General features: G+C 71.3%; 14 protein-coding genes. All 14 read right to left on the minus strand.

The genetic code is table 11. The features are described from left to right. Positions 1-4 precede the first annotated feature (4 nt). The gene (gene nuoK / locus NV263_RS28570) at positions 5-304 is read right to left on the minus strand and encodes an NADH-quinone oxidoreductase subunit NuoK (RefSeq protein WP_263249916.1); all 300 of its coding nucleotides are present in this window, start codon (positions 302-304) and stop codon (positions 5-7) included. Then, positions 301-1,236, minus strand: a complete 936-nt coding sequence (locus tag NV263_RS28575; RefSeq protein ID WP_263249917.1) for an NADH-quinone oxidoreductase subunit J — start codon at positions 1,234-1,236, stop codon at positions 301-303. The genes nuoK and NV263_RS28575 overlap by 4 nt, the downstream gene beginning before the upstream one ends. Next, the gene (nuoI, locus tag NV263_RS28580) at positions 1,233-1,799 is read right to left on the minus strand and encodes an NADH-quinone oxidoreductase subunit NuoI (protein ID WP_263249918.1); all 567 of its coding nucleotides are present in this window, start codon (positions 1,797-1,799) and stop codon (positions 1,233-1,235) included. The genes NV263_RS28575 and nuoI overlap by 4 nt, the downstream gene beginning before the upstream one ends. Beyond that, positions 1,786-3,066, minus strand: coding sequence for an NADH-quinone oxidoreductase subunit NuoH (nuoH, locus tag NV263_RS28585; protein ID WP_263249919.1), 1,281 nt, complete (start codon positions 3,064-3,066; stop codon positions 1,786-1,788). Before nuoH ends, nuoI begins: the two co-directional genes overlap by 14 nt. Beyond that, positions 3,063-5,594 carry an NADH-quinone oxidoreductase subunit G gene (locus NV263_RS28590; protein WP_263249920.1) on the minus strand — a complete coding sequence of 844 codons (2,532 nt, stop codon included), beginning with the start codon at positions 5,592-5,594 and terminating at the stop codon, positions 3,063-3,065. The genes nuoH and NV263_RS28590 overlap by 4 nt, the downstream gene beginning before the upstream one ends. After that, positions 5,591-6,889 (minus strand): NADH-quinone oxidoreductase subunit NuoF, encoded by a 1,299-nt coding sequence (gene nuoF / locus NV263_RS28595; RefSeq protein ID WP_263249921.1) that lies wholly within the window; start codon positions 6,887-6,889, stop codon positions 5,591-5,593. Before nuoF ends, NV263_RS28590 begins: the two co-directional genes overlap by 4 nt. Positions 6,890-6,898: 9 nt before the next feature. Then, on the minus strand, positions 6,899-7,657 hold the full coding sequence (gene nuoE / locus NV263_RS28600; RefSeq protein WP_263249922.1) for an NADH-quinone oxidoreductase subunit NuoE: 759 nt from the start codon (positions 7,655-7,657) through the stop codon (positions 6,899-6,901). Continuing rightward, positions 7,654-8,997, minus strand: coding sequence for an NADH-quinone oxidoreductase subunit D (locus NV263_RS28605; RefSeq protein WP_263249923.1), 1,344 nt, complete (start codon positions 8,995-8,997; stop codon positions 7,654-7,656). Before NV263_RS28605 ends, nuoE begins: the two co-directional genes overlap by 4 nt. 22 nt (positions 8,998-9,019) lie before the next feature. Then, complete coding sequence (locus NV263_RS28610; RefSeq protein WP_263249924.1) at positions 9,020-9,790, minus strand: NADH-quinone oxidoreductase subunit C; 771 nt, start codon at positions 9,788-9,790, stop codon at positions 9,020-9,022. 7 nt (positions 9,791-9,797) lie between these two features. Then, complete coding sequence (locus tag NV263_RS28615; protein WP_263249925.1) at positions 9,798-10,472, minus strand: NuoB/complex I 20 kDa subunit family protein; 675 nt, start codon at positions 10,470-10,472, stop codon at positions 9,798-9,800. 29 nt (positions 10,473-10,501) lie between these two features. Then, positions 10,502-10,867, minus strand: a complete 366-nt coding sequence (locus NV263_RS28620; RefSeq protein WP_263249926.1) for an NADH-quinone oxidoreductase subunit A — start codon at positions 10,865-10,867, stop codon at positions 10,502-10,504. A 161-nt stretch (positions 10,868-11,028) separates the two neighbouring features. After that, positions 11,029-12,327, minus strand: coding sequence for a geranylgeranyl reductase family protein (locus NV263_RS28625; protein WP_263249927.1), 1,299 nt, complete (start codon positions 12,325-12,327; stop codon positions 11,029-11,031). A gap of 320 nt (positions 12,328-12,647) precedes the next feature. Further along, positions 12,648-13,346, minus strand: a complete 699-nt coding sequence (locus NV263_RS28630) for a demethylmenaquinone methyltransferase (RefSeq protein ID WP_263249928.1) — start codon at positions 13,344-13,346, stop codon at positions 12,648-12,650. A 134-nt stretch (positions 13,347-13,480) separates the two neighbouring features. Beyond that, positions 13,481-14,602 carry a glycosyltransferase family 4 protein gene (locus tag NV263_RS28635; RefSeq protein ID WP_263249929.1) on the minus strand — a complete coding sequence of 374 codons (1,122 nt, stop codon included), beginning with the start codon at positions 14,600-14,602 and terminating at the stop codon, positions 13,481-13,483. Between the last annotated feature and the right edge of the window lie 98 nt (positions 14,603-14,700).

Here is a 14,700-nt window from a genome sequence, read left to right on the forward strand (position 1 = left end):
CCTCTCAGTACTTCAGCAGGTTGGCGTCATCGACCGAGGCCGAGCGACGCGTACGGAAGATCGACATGATGATGGCGAGCCCGACCACCACCTCGGCGGCCGCGACGACCATCACGAAGAACGCCATGACCTGGCCGTTCACCGAGCCGTCGATGCGCGCGAAGGTCACCAGCGTCAGGTTGACCGCGTTGAGCATCAGCTCGATGCACATGAACACGACGATCGCGTTGCGCCGCACCAGGACGCCGACCGCGCCGATGGTGAACAGCAACGCCGACAGCAGCAGGTAGTAGGTCGGGGTCACTGCCGGACCTCCTCGCTGGGCAGCGACTCGCTGTGCTGCGAGCCGTTCGGACGCTCCGCCGACGCCCCGGTGCGCTGCTGTTCGGGAACCGGTGGCGCGGCCTCGTGCTTGCCGCCGGTGAGCGCGTGCGGGTCCGGTCCCGGACCGGTGCCCGCGACCGACCGGCGGTCCGTGCTGAGCTCGTCGGCGGGCAGGTTCTCCAGCAGCTCGGACAGCGACTCGGGCGCCACCGAACCGTCCGGCAGCAGCGCCGGGGTGGCCACCGAGTTCGAGGTGGCGTACACGCCGGGACCGGGCAGCGGCGACGGGCGGTCGCCGCGGAACCGCGCCTTGGCCCGCTCCTTCTGGCTCAGCCTGGGGCCGCGGCCCTTGCCGCCGTAGGCCAGCACCATGGCGCCGAGCGCCGCGGTGATCAGCAGCGCCGAGGTCAGCTCGAACGGGAACAGGTAGTCGGTGAAGATCAACCGGCCGAGGCCGCCCGCGCCGCCGCCCTGCGGCGACCACGGGTTCAGCGGCGCGGCCGGACGCACCTGCACCAGCGCCCGCGCCAGCCCGGTCACCAGCAGCACGGCGAAGCCGATGCCGCCGATCCCGGCCCACAGCCGCTGTCCGCGCAGCACCTCGACCACCGAGTCCGACGAGTCGCGGCCGACCATCATCAGCACGAACAGGAACAGCATCATGATCGCGCCGGTGTAGACGATGATCTGGCTGAACCCGAGGAACGGCGCGCTCTGCGCCATGTAGAGCACGCCGAGGCTGAGCATCGTCAGCACCAGCCACAGCGCGGAGTGCACGGCGTTGCGCGCGAACACCATGCCCAACGCGCCGACCAGCGCCAGCGGCCCGAGGATCCAGAACACCACCGCCTCGCCGGTGCTCACCGCACCCTGGGCCTGCGCGAGGTACTGGGTCGCCGCCAGAGCAGTCATCGTCTGGCCTCCTCCTGTCCGGACTCGACCGTCTCGCCCTCGGGGACGCCGCGGCCGCGGGCCAGCTCGGGGCCGCGCACGTAGTAGTCCTGCTCGTCCGCACCGAGCCGCATCGGGTGCGGCGGCGCCTCCATGCCGGGCAGCAACGGGGCCAGCAGGTCCTCCTTGGTGTAGATGAGGTCCTGCCGGTTGTCGTCGGCGGTCTCGTACTCGTTGGTCATCGTCAGCGCCCGGGTGGGGCACGCCTCGATGCACAGCCCGCAGCCGATGCAGCGCAGGTAGTTGATCTGGTAGTCCTTCCCGTACCGCTCGCCCGGCGAGTAGCGGGCCTCGTCGGTGTTGTCGCCGCCCTCGACGAAGATCGCGTCGGCCGGGCACGCCCAGGCGCACAGCTCGCAGCCGACGCACTTCTCCAGGCCGTCCGGGTGCCGGTTGAGCTGGTGGCGCCCGTGGAACCGGGGCGCCGGGATCTTCTTGACCTCCGGGTACTCCTCGGTGACGACCTTCTTGAACATCGTCGCGAAGGTGACGCCGAAGCCCTTGATCGGATCAAACGTCCCCACGGGACACCTCCTTCTGCCGCGGGCCCGAGGACTGCTGGGGGATGCGGCGCGCGGGGACCGGCGGAACCTCCAGGTCCAGCGGCGGGACCGGGTAGCCGCTGCCCGCGTTGGGCTCTTCCGGTTCCGGTTCCTTGCGCTCCGGGATCAGGAACGTCGCCAGCAGCAGGGCGGCGATCACGATCCCGCCGCCGATGAGGAACTCCTGCGAGCTGACCACCGCGTTGTTGCGCAGCGCCCGGATGACGGTGACCGCGATGATCCACACCAGGCTCAGCGGAACCAGGAACTTCCAGCCCAGGTCCATGAACTGGTCGTAGCGCAGCCGGGGCAGCGTGCCGCGCAGCCACACGAAGAAGAACAGGAACAGGAAGGTCTTGCCGAGGAACCACAGCACCGGCCACCAGCCGGTGTCGAGCATCCCGCCGCCGATCAGCGTCAGCGGCCACGGCGCGTGCCAGCCGCCGAGGAACAGCGTGGTCGCCAGCGCCGAGACGGTGACCATGTTGATGTACTCGGCGAGGAAGAACAGCGCGAACTTCAGCGAGGAGTACTCGGTGTGGAAGCCGCCGACCAGCTCGGACTCGGCCTCGGGCAGGTCGAACGGGGCGCGGTTGGTCTCGCCGACCATCGACACCACGTACACCGCGAAGCTGAACGGCAGCAGCAGGAAGAACCAGCCGTTCGCCTGCGCCTCGACGATGCCCGAGGTGGACAGCGTGCCCGCGTACATGATCACCGCGACGAAGGACAGTCCCATCGCGATCTCGTAGGAGATCACCTGCGCCGCCGACCGCAGCGAGCCGAGCAGCGGGTACGGCGACCCGGAGGCCCACCCTGCGAGCACGATGCCGTACACCCCGACGGACGCGCAGGCCAGCACGACCAGCAACCCGACCGGCAGTTCCACCAGCTGCAACGCGGTCCGCTGCCCGAAGATGGTGACCTCGGGGCCGAACGGGATCACCGAGAACGACACCATCGCGGGCGTCGCGGAGATCACCGGCGCCAGGAAGTACACCCACTTGTCGGCCAGAACCGGGCGGATGTCCTCCTTGAACGCCAGCTTCAGCCCGTCGGCCAGCGACTGCAGCAGTCCGAACGGCCCCGCCCGGTTGGGCCCCGGGCGGTGCTGCATGCGGCCGATGACGCGGCGTTCCGCCCAGATCGTCAGCAGCGTCATCACCACGAGGAACGCGAAGATGACGACGACCTTGAGCAGGATCAGCCACAGCGGGTCGTCGGCGAGCAGTTCCGCGGTTCTGGTCATGCTCTCCCCCCGTCCTGGTGGGTGGTGGTCGGACCGCCCGCGTGGCCGTTGCCCGCAGCGGCCGTCATCGGGGCGACCGCGGCGAGGTCGACGAGCGCGCCGTGCCCGGCGCCGAGCGTCCGGTGGACGCGGGAGGCACCGGAGTCGGCGGGCACCCAGACGACGTCGTCGGGCATCTCGGCGGTCCGGACGTCGAGCGTGACCGCGCCCCGCGCGGTGCGGATCTCGACGCGGCGCCCCGGCACGAGTCCGGCGCGCTGGGCGGTGCGCGGCGACAGGACGGCGACCGGATCGCGCGCGGTGCCCGCCAGGTTCGGCTCACCGACCTGCATCGACCCGTTGTCGAGCAGCTGCCGCCAGGTCGCGAGCAGGGCCTGGCCGGGACCGGGCGCGGTGGGCGGCTCGACCGGCTCGTCCGGCCCGGGCGGGCGGGCACCGGTGTGGCCGCCGAGCCGCCGCAGCTCCCCGCCGGCGGCGGCCGGGGTCTGGGTGAACAGGTCGGTGTCCATCTCCACGGCGAGGGTGTCCAGCACGCGGCAGTCGGGCAGCATCCCGGTGCCCTCGATGGTGGTGCCGAACTCGCGGGTGCGTCCCTCCCAGTTGAGGTAGCTGCCGGACTTCTCCACCGCGGCGGCCACCGGCAGCACCACGTCGGCGTGCCGGGTGACCGCGCTGGGCCGCATTTCCAGGCTGACGACGAAGTCCACGCGGTGCAGCGCCCGCTCGGCCAGGGCCGGGTCGGGCAGGTCGTCCGGATCGACACCGCCGACGAGCAGCCCGGACAGCTGCCCACCGGCGGCGGCGGTGAGGATCGCGGTCCCGTCCCGCCCCGGGGTCGCGGGCAGGGTCCCGGCGCCGAGCCCCCAGACGCGTTCGAGCTCGGCGCGCGCGTCCGGGTCGGCGACCGGGCGGCCGCCCGGCAGCAGCGTGGGCAGCGCACCGGCCTCGACCGCCCCGCGTTCCCCGGCGCGGCGCGGGATCCAGGCCACCCGCGCCCCGGTGCGGGCGGCGGTGCGCAGGACCTCCGAGTACAGCCCGGGGATCTGCGCGGCGCGTTCCCCGACGAGCAGGATCGCGCCCGGCCGCCGCAGCGCTTCGTCCACTTCGGACGGCAACGTGCTCAGCGCGGCGGCCTCGCCGCCGGGTGGGCACCGCACCAGCGACCCGGTCCGCACCGGTCCGCCGTCGTGCATGATCGTGGTGGTCTTCTCCACCCCCGGGGACAGCCACTGGCCGAGGTGGTGGATCTGGGTGCCGTGCTTGCGGGCGGCCTTGCGCAGCCGCAGGAAGACGATCGGCGACTCCTCCTCCGGCTCGAAGGCCACGCACAGCACCGCGGGCGCGGACTCGAAGTCGCGGTAGACGACACCGGTTTCCGGTCCCGAACCCACCACTGCGGACTCCAGGAACCGCAGCTCCTCCGCCGAGTGCGCCCGTGCGCGGAAGTCGATGTCGTTGCTGCGCAACGCGATCCGGGTGAACTTGGCGTAGGCGTAGGCGTCCTCAGTGGTCAGTCGCCCACCCGGCAGCACTCCGACGCCACCCGCGTCGCGCGCGGCGGCCAACCCCTCGGCGGCCACCCGCAGCGCCTCGGTCCAGGACGCCGGGCGCAGCTCGCCGTCCTCGCGGACCTGCGGGCGGGTGAACCGGTCGTCCGCCGTGGTGTAGCGGAACGCGAACCGGCCCTTGTCGCAGATCCACTCCTCGTTGACCTCGGGGTCGTCCCCGGCGAGCCGCCGCATCACCTTGCCGCGCCGCCAGTCGTTGCGGATCTCGCAGCCGGACGCGCAGTGCTCGCACTGCCCCGGCGTGGACACCAGGTCGAACGGCCGCGACCGGAACCGGTACTGGGCGCTGGTCAGCGCGCCCACCGGGCAGATCTGGATGGTGTTGCCGGAGAAGTACGACTGGAACGGCTGCTGCTCGCCGATGCCGACCTGCTGCACCGCGCCGCGTTCCAGCAGTTCGATGAACGGATCCCCGGCGATCTGCTTGGAGAACCGGGTGCACCGCTGGCACAGCACGCACCGCTCGCGGTCCAGCAGGATCTGCGAGGAGATCGCGATCGGCTTGGGGAAGGTCCGCTTGACGTCGTGGAACCGGGACTCGGCCCGGCCGTGCTTGAGCGCCTGGTTCTGCAACGGGCACTCGCCGCCCTTGTCGCAGATCGGGCAGTCCAGCGGGTGGTTGATGAGCAGCAGCTCCATCACGCCCTGCTGCGCCTTGTCCGCCACCGCCGAGGTCCGCTGCGTGCGCACGACCATGCCGTCGGCGACGGTCATGGTGCAGGACGCCTGCGGTTTGGGCATCGGGCGCCCGTTCATCTCGACCTCGACCAGGCACTGCCGGCACGCGCCCGCCGGATCCAGCAGCGGGTGGTCGCAGAACCGCGGGATGACGATGCCCATCCGCTCGGCGGTGCGGATCAGCAGTTCGCCCTTGGGCGCGTCCACCTCGACGCCGTCGATGGTCAGGCGGACGTGGCCCTCCGGTACCGGACGGCTCTGAGCTTCGGGTGCCACCGTCATCGGGCCGCTCCTACCAGTGCGGGTTCGCCGGTCTGCTGCTTGCACAGCGCGAGGAACTCCTCGCGGAAGTACTTGATGCCGCTGGTGATCGGGCTGACCGCACCGTCACCGAGGGCGCAGAACGAGCGGCCGAGGATGTTGTCGCAGACGTCGAGCAGGGTGTCGATGTCCTCCTGCGTGCCGCGTCCCTCGACCATCCGCTCCAGCACCTGGGCGAGCCAGAACGTGCCCTCTCGGCACGGCGTGCACTTGCCGCAGGACTCGTGCTCGTAGAACTGGGTCCACTTCATGACCGCCCACGGCACCGAGACCGTCTCGTTGAACACCATCACCGCGGTGGTGCCCAGCATCGACCCGGCCTCGGCGGCGCCCTCGAAGTCCAGCGGCACGTCGAGGTGGTCGGCGGTGAACAGCGGCGTGGACGAGCCGCCCGGGGTCCAGAACTTCAGCGGGACGCCGTCCTTCATGCCGCCGGCCAGCTCCAGCAGCTCGCGCAGCGTGGTGCCCAGCGGCGCCTCGTACTGACCGGGGCGTTCCACGTGCCCGGAGATGGAGTAGATCTTCGGCCCGGGCGACTTCTCGGTGCCCATGGCGCGGAACCAGTCCGAGCCGCCGTTGACGATGTAGGGCACCGACGCGATGGTCTCGACGTTGTTGACCGTGGTCGGGCAGGCGTAGAGCCCGGCCGCGGCGGGGAACGGCGGCTTCAACCGCGGCTGGCCGCGCTTGCCCTCCAGCGAGTCGAGCAGCGCGGTCTCCTCACCGCAGATGTAGGCGCCCGCGCCCGCGTGCACCACGATGTCCAGGTCGAACCCGGAGCCCAGGATGTCGCGGCCCAGGTACCCGGCCTGGTACGCCTCGCGGACCGCGTGCTGGAGGCGGCGGATGCAGTGCAGCGCCTCGCCGCGCACGTAGATCATGCAGTGGTTGGCCCGCATCGCGTAGGCGGCGATGATGCAGCCCTCGATGAGCGAGTGCGGGTCGGCCATCATCAGCGGCACGTCCTTGCAGGTGCCGGGCTCGCCCTCGTCGGCGTTGATGACCAGGTAGTGCGGCTTGACGGGCTCTTTGGGCATGAAGCCCCACTTCACGCCGGAGGGGAACCCGGCACCGCCGCGCCCGCGCAGCCCGGCCGCCTTGACCAGCTCGATCACCTGGTCGGGGTGCGCGTGCAGCGCCTTGCGGACGGCGGTGTAGCCCTCCAGCTGCTCGTAGGTGCGCAGCGTCCAGGACGTCGGCGACAACCACCGCTTGGTCAGGACCGGCGTCAGCGGGCTGGTTCTGGCTTCGGTCACGGCCACCCCTCACTTCCTCTCCGGCAGCGGCGGGAGTTCCGCGTCGTCGGGCATCGCCGGGGCGGTCCAGCCGCGTTCGTTCGCCAGCTGCGCGCCGCGCAGCGTCTCGGTCGCCTGCGACGGTCCCTCCACTTCGGACTCCAGGTCGTCGAAGAACCCGGCGAGCTGCCGCTCGGCGCCGCGGAAGTCCGACAGCGGCGCACCGCGCGTCGGCGCGGGCTTCTCCCCGCGCTGCAACGCCTTCACCAGCTCCAGCGCCCGCTCGGGCGTCTGGTTGTCGTAGAACTCGTAGTTGACCTGCAACACCGGCGCGAAGTCGCAGGCGGCCAGGCACTCGGCGTGCTCCAGCGTGATCGACCCGGGCTCCCCCGGCGGACCCGCGGTCTCGTCGTGCCCGACACCGAGGTGCTCGCGCAGCGTCCGGTAGATCGCGTCCCCGCCGAGCGCGGCGCACATCGTGTTGGTGCACACGCTCACCAGGTGCTGACCGCACGGCTTGCGCTTGTACATCGTGTAGAACGTGGCGACCGCGCTGACCTCGGCGGTCGACAGCGCCAACTGGTCGGCGCAGAACTGGACCCCGGCCTGGCTGACGTGGCCCTGCACCGACTGCACCAGGTGCAGCATCGGCAGCAGCGCCGACCGCGACTCCGGGTACCGCTCGACGATCCGCCTGGCGTCGGCGCGCACGTCCTCGCCGAACACCGACGTGTCCGGCGTGGGGTGCACCGCATTCTCCGTACTGGTGAACTCGAACTGCTCGGTCATCGATCCACCCCGCCCATCACCGGGTCGATGGAGGCGACCGCCGCGATGACGTCGGCCACCAGGCCGCCTTCGGTCATCGCCGGCATCGCCTGCAGGTTCACGAAACTGGGTTCCCGCACGTGCACCCGCATCGGACGGGTGCCGCCGTCGGACACCAGGTGGTAGCCGAGCTCACCGCGCGGCGACTCCACCGGCACGTACACCTGGCCCGGCGGGACGTCGAAGCCCTCGGTCACCAGCTTGAAGTGGTGGATCAGCGACTCCATCGACTGACCCATGATCTTGCGGACGTGCTCCAGCGAGTTGCCCATGCCGTCCGGCCCGATGCTCAGCTTCGCCGGCCAGGCGATCTTGGCGTCGGACACCATGACCGGACCGGACTCGAACTTGTCCAGGCACTGCCGGATGATCCGCAGCGACTGGTGGATCTCCTCCAGCCGCAGCCGGAACCGGGCGAAGCAGTCCGCGTCGGTGCTGGTGGGCACCTCGAAGTCGAACTCCTCGTAGCCGCAGTACGGCTGGATCTTGCGCAGGTCCCAGGCCAGCCCGGCGGAGCGCAGCATCGGCCCGGTGACGCCGAGCTGCAGGCAGCCGTCCACCGGCAGGTACCCGACGTCCTTGAGCCGGCGACGCCAGATCGGCTGCCCGGTGAACAGCTTGTCGTAGTCCGGCAGCCGTTTGTCCATCACCTTGATGAACTCCAGGACCTTCTCCCGGAAGCCCTCCGGCAGGTCCTGGGCGACGCCGCCGGGCCGGATGAACGCGTGGTTCATCCGCAGCCCGGTGAGGTACTCCAGCAGGTGCAGCACTTCCTCGCGCTCCCGGAACCCGTAGGTCATGCCGGTGGTGGAGCCGATCTCCATGGCTCCGGTCGCCAGGAACACCAGGTGCGAGGAGATCCGGTTGAGCTCCATGAGCATCACGCGGAACGTCTGCGCCCGCTTCGGCGCCTCGATGCCGAGCAGCTTCTCCACGGCCAGGCAGTAGGCCGCCTCGTTGTAGAGCGGCGCGAGGTAATCCATCCGCGTCACGAACGTGACGCCCTGGGTCCACGTCCGGTATTCGCAGTTCTTCTCGATCCCGGTGTGCAGGTAACCGATTACCGAGCGGGCCTTGGTGACCGTCTCGCCTTCGAGTTCCAGCACGAGCCGCAGCACCCCGTGCGTGGACGGGTGCTGCGGGCCGAGGTTGATGACGACCCGCTCCTCCCCGGCGGTCGAGTCGATGAACTCGTCCCAGTCGCCGCCGGTGACCGTGTAGACCCGGCCCTCGGTGGTCTCCCGCGAGGAGGCGTAGGGGTCGTCGAAACCGGTGGAACCGGCCAGTGGTTCGGTAGTCATCTCCAGCACCTCTCCGCGCCCGTCACGAGTACGCCCTGCGCTGGTCCGGGGGCGGGATCTCGGCGCCCTTGTACTCCACCGGGATCCCGCCGAGCGGGTAGTCCTTGCGCTGCGGGTGACCGTCCCAGTCGTCGGGCATCAGGATCCGGGTGAGCGCGGGGTGGCCGTCGTAGACGATGCCGAACAGGTCCCACGCCTCCCGCTCCTGGAAGTCCGCGGTCGGGTACACCGCGACCACGGACGGCACGTGCGGGTCCTCGACGTCCACCGCGACCTCCAGCCGGATCCGCCGCCGGTAGGTCATCGACGTCAGGTGGTAGACCGAGTGCAGCCGCTGCGGCACCTCCGGCCCGTAGTCCACACCGGACACCGAGCTGCACAGCTCGTAGCGCAGCGCCGGGTCGTCGCGCAGCGTCCGGCAGACCTGCACCAGGTGCTCCCGCGCGACGTAGAAGGTGATCTCGCCGCGGTCCACGGTGACCTGCTGGATCGCCCGCTCGGCCGGGACGCCCTCGTCGCGCAGCGCGGCGAACAGGTTGTCGGCGACCTCGTCGAACCAACCGCCGTAGGGGCGTTCGGCGGGCGGCGGCACGTACGCGGGCAACCGCAGGCCGCCGTAGCCCGAGGTGTCCCCGGTGCCGCGCACCCCGAACATCCCCTGCCGGGCCCGGCCGGAGACGGGCGCGCGGGGCTCCGCGTCGGTGGGCTCCAGCCCGCCGCCGGGGCGCTCGGCGCTGGACCGCTCCGCACCCGGGTCCGGGGTGGTCTGGTCGCGGATGTCGTTGTCTGCCAAGGCGAACTCACCTACCCGAACTGAGTTCTCGGGACCGCTGCGGCTTGTTCTCCAGCGCGCCCAGCGCGGGATCGCCGCCCATCTCGCGGCGTTGCGCGGCCTGCTGCCGTTCCGCGCGACGGCGCTGCATCCAGTTCTTCGGGGCGTACCGCTGGGAGGACGGGATCATCGGCGTCCGGTCGCCGCGCTCCAGCTTCTCCGCGGCGCGGCGGGCGTTGATCGGCTCGTCCATGATCTTGGCGTGCAGCTTGAGGATCGCGTCGAGCAGCATCTCCGGCCGCGGCGGGCATCCCGGCAGGTACATGTCGACCGGCACCACGTGGTCGACGCCCTGCACGACCGCGTAGTTGTTGAACATGCCGCCGCTGGAGGCGCACACGCCCATCGCGAGCACCCAGCGCGGCTCGGGCATCTGGTCGTAGATCTGCCGCAGGACCGGCGCCATCTTGTTGGTGACGCGCCCGGCGACGATCATCAGGTCGGCCTGCCTCGGGGTCGCGGAGAAGCGCTCCATGCCGAACCGCGCGATGTCGTACCGCGACCCGCCGACGGTCATCATCTCGATCGCGCAGCAGGCCAGTCCGAACGTCGCGGGCCACATCGACGTCTTGCGCGTCCAGTTGACCAGCTTCTCCACGTTGGCCAACAGGATGCCGTTCGGCAGCTGCTGTTCGAGCCCCATCTCGACGCTCCTTCCACGACGACGAGTGGCTAGTTCCAGTCCAGACCGCCGCGCCGCCACACGTAGATGTAGGCGAAACCGACGGTGGCGATGAACAACACGATCTCGACCACGCCGAACAGGCCGAGGGCGTCCGCGGAGACCGCGAACGGGTAGAGGAAGACCATCTCGATGTCGAACAGGATGAACAACATCGCGGTCAGGTAGTAGGCGACCGGCATGCGGCCCCCGCCGACGACCGGCTCCGGCGAGGGCTCGATGCCGCACTCGTAGGCGTCGAGCTTGGCCTTGTTGTACCGGCGGGGGCCGACCAGCGGCGCGATCGTCACGGAGAAGGCGGCGAACGCGAACGCCAGCGCGAACATCAGCACGAGCGGGATGTACGGATCGAGCACCTGCGCTGCCCTCCTTCGGCGGCCCCCGCCGGAGACGGAAATCACGTCAACGGCTGTCGGTGCGCACTCTATGCGGTCGACCGTATCGTCTGCGTAGTGAGGCGAACCTAACTTTATGACTTCCTTCACATAGCTCGGGACATCTGACCAGACTTGTGCCGTCAGGCGCTAGGGGTCAGCCGAGTAGTGGCGCTGATCACACGGTCCATGGCGTCACCGCCCTTCGCGTCGTAGAGATTTGCCAGCAGCTTCAACACGAAACGCATCAGCGTGGTCCTCGGTAGACCGTGCTTGGTGGCCATCCGCATCACGGTCGGATTGCCAATCAACTTGCTGAAGATGTTGCCCATCCGGAAGTAGCCGCCGAGGGCCTGCGACACCGCGGTCGGGTACCGGCGCAGCGCCTGCTCCCGGGACGCGGCGGTCGGGCGGGCGAACGCGTGCACCACGCAGTCGGCGGCCAGCCGCGCGGATTCCATGGCGTAGGCGATGCCCTCGCCGTTGAACGGGTTGACCATCCCGCCGGCGTCGCCGACCAGCAGCAGCCCGTCGCGGTAGTGCGGCGTGCGGTTGAAGCCCATCGGCAGGGCGGCGCCGCCGACCCGGCCGGTCGCGTTCGGCTCCCGGAACCCCCACTCCTCGGGCGTGCCGTCCAGCCACGAGCGGAGCAGCTGCCGGTAGTCCGTCCGGCCGTAGGCCTTGGAGGTCGACAGGATGCCCAGCCCGACGTTCACGGTCCCGTCGCCCATCCCGAAGATCCAGCCGTAGCCGGGCAGCAGTTTCGGTTCGGCGGGGTTCGAGCGGTCCCAGAGCTCCAGGTGCGACTCCAGGAAGTCGTCCTTGCTGCGCGGGCTGGTGTAGTAGCGGCGCACGGCCACGCCCATCGGGCGGTCGTCGCGCTTCTCGATGCCCAGCGAGAGCGCCAACCGGGCCGAGACCCCGTCGCAGGCCAGCACCAGCGGAGCCCGGTAGGTCACCGGCGTGCGCTCCGGTCCCTGCTTGGCCCGCACGCCGACGATCCGCCCGGTGCGCTCATCGGTCAGCGCCCCGGTGACGGTGGTCCGCTCCACCATCCGGGCGCCGGCGTGCTGCGCCCCGCGGGCGAGCAGGTCGTCGAAGTCGTTGCGGGGGCGGACCACGCCGTACGGCGGGAAGTCGGCCAGGTCCGGCCAGTCGAGTTCGAGGCTCACGCCGCCGCCGACCACCCGCAGCCCGCGGTTGTGCAGCCAGCCCGCTTCCTCCCGGGTGTCGATGCCCAGGTCGATGAGCTGCTTGACACCCCGGGGCGTGATCCCGTCACCGCAGACCTTGTCCCGCGGGAAGGTGCTCTTCTCCAGGAGCAGGACGTCCAGGCCCGCCCGGGCCAGGTACGTCGCCGCCGTCGACCCGGCCGGTCCGGCTCCCACGACGATCACCTCGGCGTCGTCGTCCGGTCGGCGGCGGCTGGTGGCGCTGGTCATGACACTCCTCGAAATCGTGCTTCGTCCGTGCAACCCGCTTGTGAACGAGTTCACTAACTCCGAGTCTAAGCCGGACGAACCACACGATCGACCCCGCCGAAAGGGCGACAGGGGTGACCATCGCCGCAGGTGAGCGCCGTCATTCCGATATCGGGTGAGGGCGGTCCCGCGCTGCCGGGCACGCACCCCCGGACACACCGGGCACGGCGGCAGAAATTCACCTCATCGGGGCACTGGGAGCACTCACCCGGCGCCGGAGCGTTGCTCCGCGCCGGCCAGCACCCGTCGCGACCCTCCGGTCGCCGGGGTCGGCCGGTCCGTCAGTCGTCCGCCCCGGGTTTCACCGCGCGGTGGACGGCCACCACACCGCTGGTGAGGTTGCGCCAGGCGACGTCGGTCCAGCCGGACTCGGCGATCAGCTCCGCCAACCGCCGCTGGTCCGGCCACTCGCGGATCGACTCGGCCAGGTAGACGTAGGCGTCGGGGTTCGAGGAGACGGCCCGCGCGATCGCGGGCAGCGCGCGCATCAGGTAGTTCAGGTAGACCGCGCGGAACGGCTGCCAGGTCGGCGTGGAGAACTCGCAGACCACGAGCCTGCCGCCGGGCCGGACCACGCGCAGCATCTCGCGCAGGCCGCGGCCGGGGTCGACGAGGTTGCGCAGCCCGAACGAGATCGTCGCCGCGTCGAAGGAGTCGTCGGCGAACGGCAGTTGCAGCGCGTCGGCGGCGATCATCGGGACACCGCGCCGACGGCCCACCGAGAGCATCCCGAGGGAGAAGTCGGCGGCCACGCACCACGCCCCGGAGCGGGCGAACTCCACGGTCGAGACGCCGCTGCCCGCGGCCAGGTCGAGCACCCGCTCGCCGCGCTTGGGCGCCAGCGCGCGGCGGGTCACCTCCCGCCAGCGCCGGTCCTGGCCGAACGACAACACCGCGTTGGTGAGGTCGTACCGCCGAGCGACGCCGTCGAACATCGCGGCGACCTCGCGAGGCTGCTTGTCCAAACCCGCCCGAGACACACCCGAAGCGTACGTGCCCGACCGCCACCGACCCGCCGAGCCCCGGCCGCGGCCGTGCGCGCAGTCCACCCCGCGCACCACCCGTTCGGTCGATCTCCTCCTCGGTTTTGGCGAGAGTTCGCGCGCGATCCCGACTACGCCGCGGCGGCCGGACGGGTGCTGACGGCCGCGTAGTGCTCGACCAACTCGCCGCACAGCACCGGCCAGGTGCGCCCGGCGACGGCGGCGCGGGCCGCCGCGCCGAAGCGGGCGCGCAGCGCCGGGTCGCGCAACGCCGCGACCGCCGAGCGCAGGCCCGACGCGAACCCGGGGTCGTCGTCCGCGGGCAGCAGGTAGCCCGTGCGGGCGTGGTGGACGAGGTCGCGCGGACCACCGGCGTCCGGCGCGATGGCGGGCACGCCCGAGGCCATCGCCTCCTGCACCGCCTGGCAGAACGTCTCATGTGGACCGGTGTGCACGAAGACGTCCAGGGTCGCGTAGATGCGGGCGAGTTCGGCACCGGTGCGCTGGCCGAGGAAGACCGCGTCCGGCAGCGCCTCGCGCAGCCGCCCCCGCTCCGGGCCGTCCCCGACGACGACGAGCCGGATCCCCGGCGTGCCGTGCAGCGCGGCGAGCCGCTCGATGCGCTTCTCGGGGGCCAGGCGACCGACGTAGCCGACGAGGACCTCGCCGCCGGGCGCCAACTCCGCGTGCAGTGCGGGGTCCCTTGTGGACGGCGTGAAGCGGTCGGTGTCCACACCGCGCCCCCAGCGGTGCACGCGGGGCACGCCGTGCGCGCGCAGCGTCTCCACCGCCCACGTCGACGGCGCGAGGGTGCGGTCCGCACCGGCGTGCAGCCGGCGGATCCACCGCCAGGCGGCGCGGGAGGTCAGGCCCAGGCCGTAGGACGCCGCGAATCCGGCCACATCGGTCTGGTACACCGCCACCGCGGGGACGCCGAGCCGCCGGGCCGCCGCCAGTCCTCGCGCACCGACCACGAACGGCGAGGCCAGGTGCACCACGTCCGGTCGGAACTCGTCCAGGCCGCGCAGCAGGCGCCGCGTCGGGAAACCGATCGGCAGGGACGACACCACCGGCAGGTCCACGGCGGGCAGCCGCACCACCGGGTAGCCCGCGTACTCCTGCGGGCCGTCACCGGGCGCGACCACCAGCGCGTCGTCACCGCGCCGACGCAGGTGCTCCAGCACCCGCAGCACCGAATTCGTCACCCCGTTGACCTGCGGCAGGAAGCTCTCCGTCACGATCGCGATCCGCACCCGACCCACGCTGCCGCCCCGGCCGGGCGGCCAGGCGGCCCGCACGTGACGCCCCGCCCAACGGCAGCCGAAGAGCACGTCAACGCGCCTGGCGGCGG

Origin of the sequence: Saccharopolyspora rosea, from assembly GCF_025643595.1 — a bacterium.
GTDB lineage: Bacteria > Actinomycetota > Actinomycetes > Mycobacteriales > Pseudonocardiaceae > Saccharopolyspora > Saccharopolyspora rosea.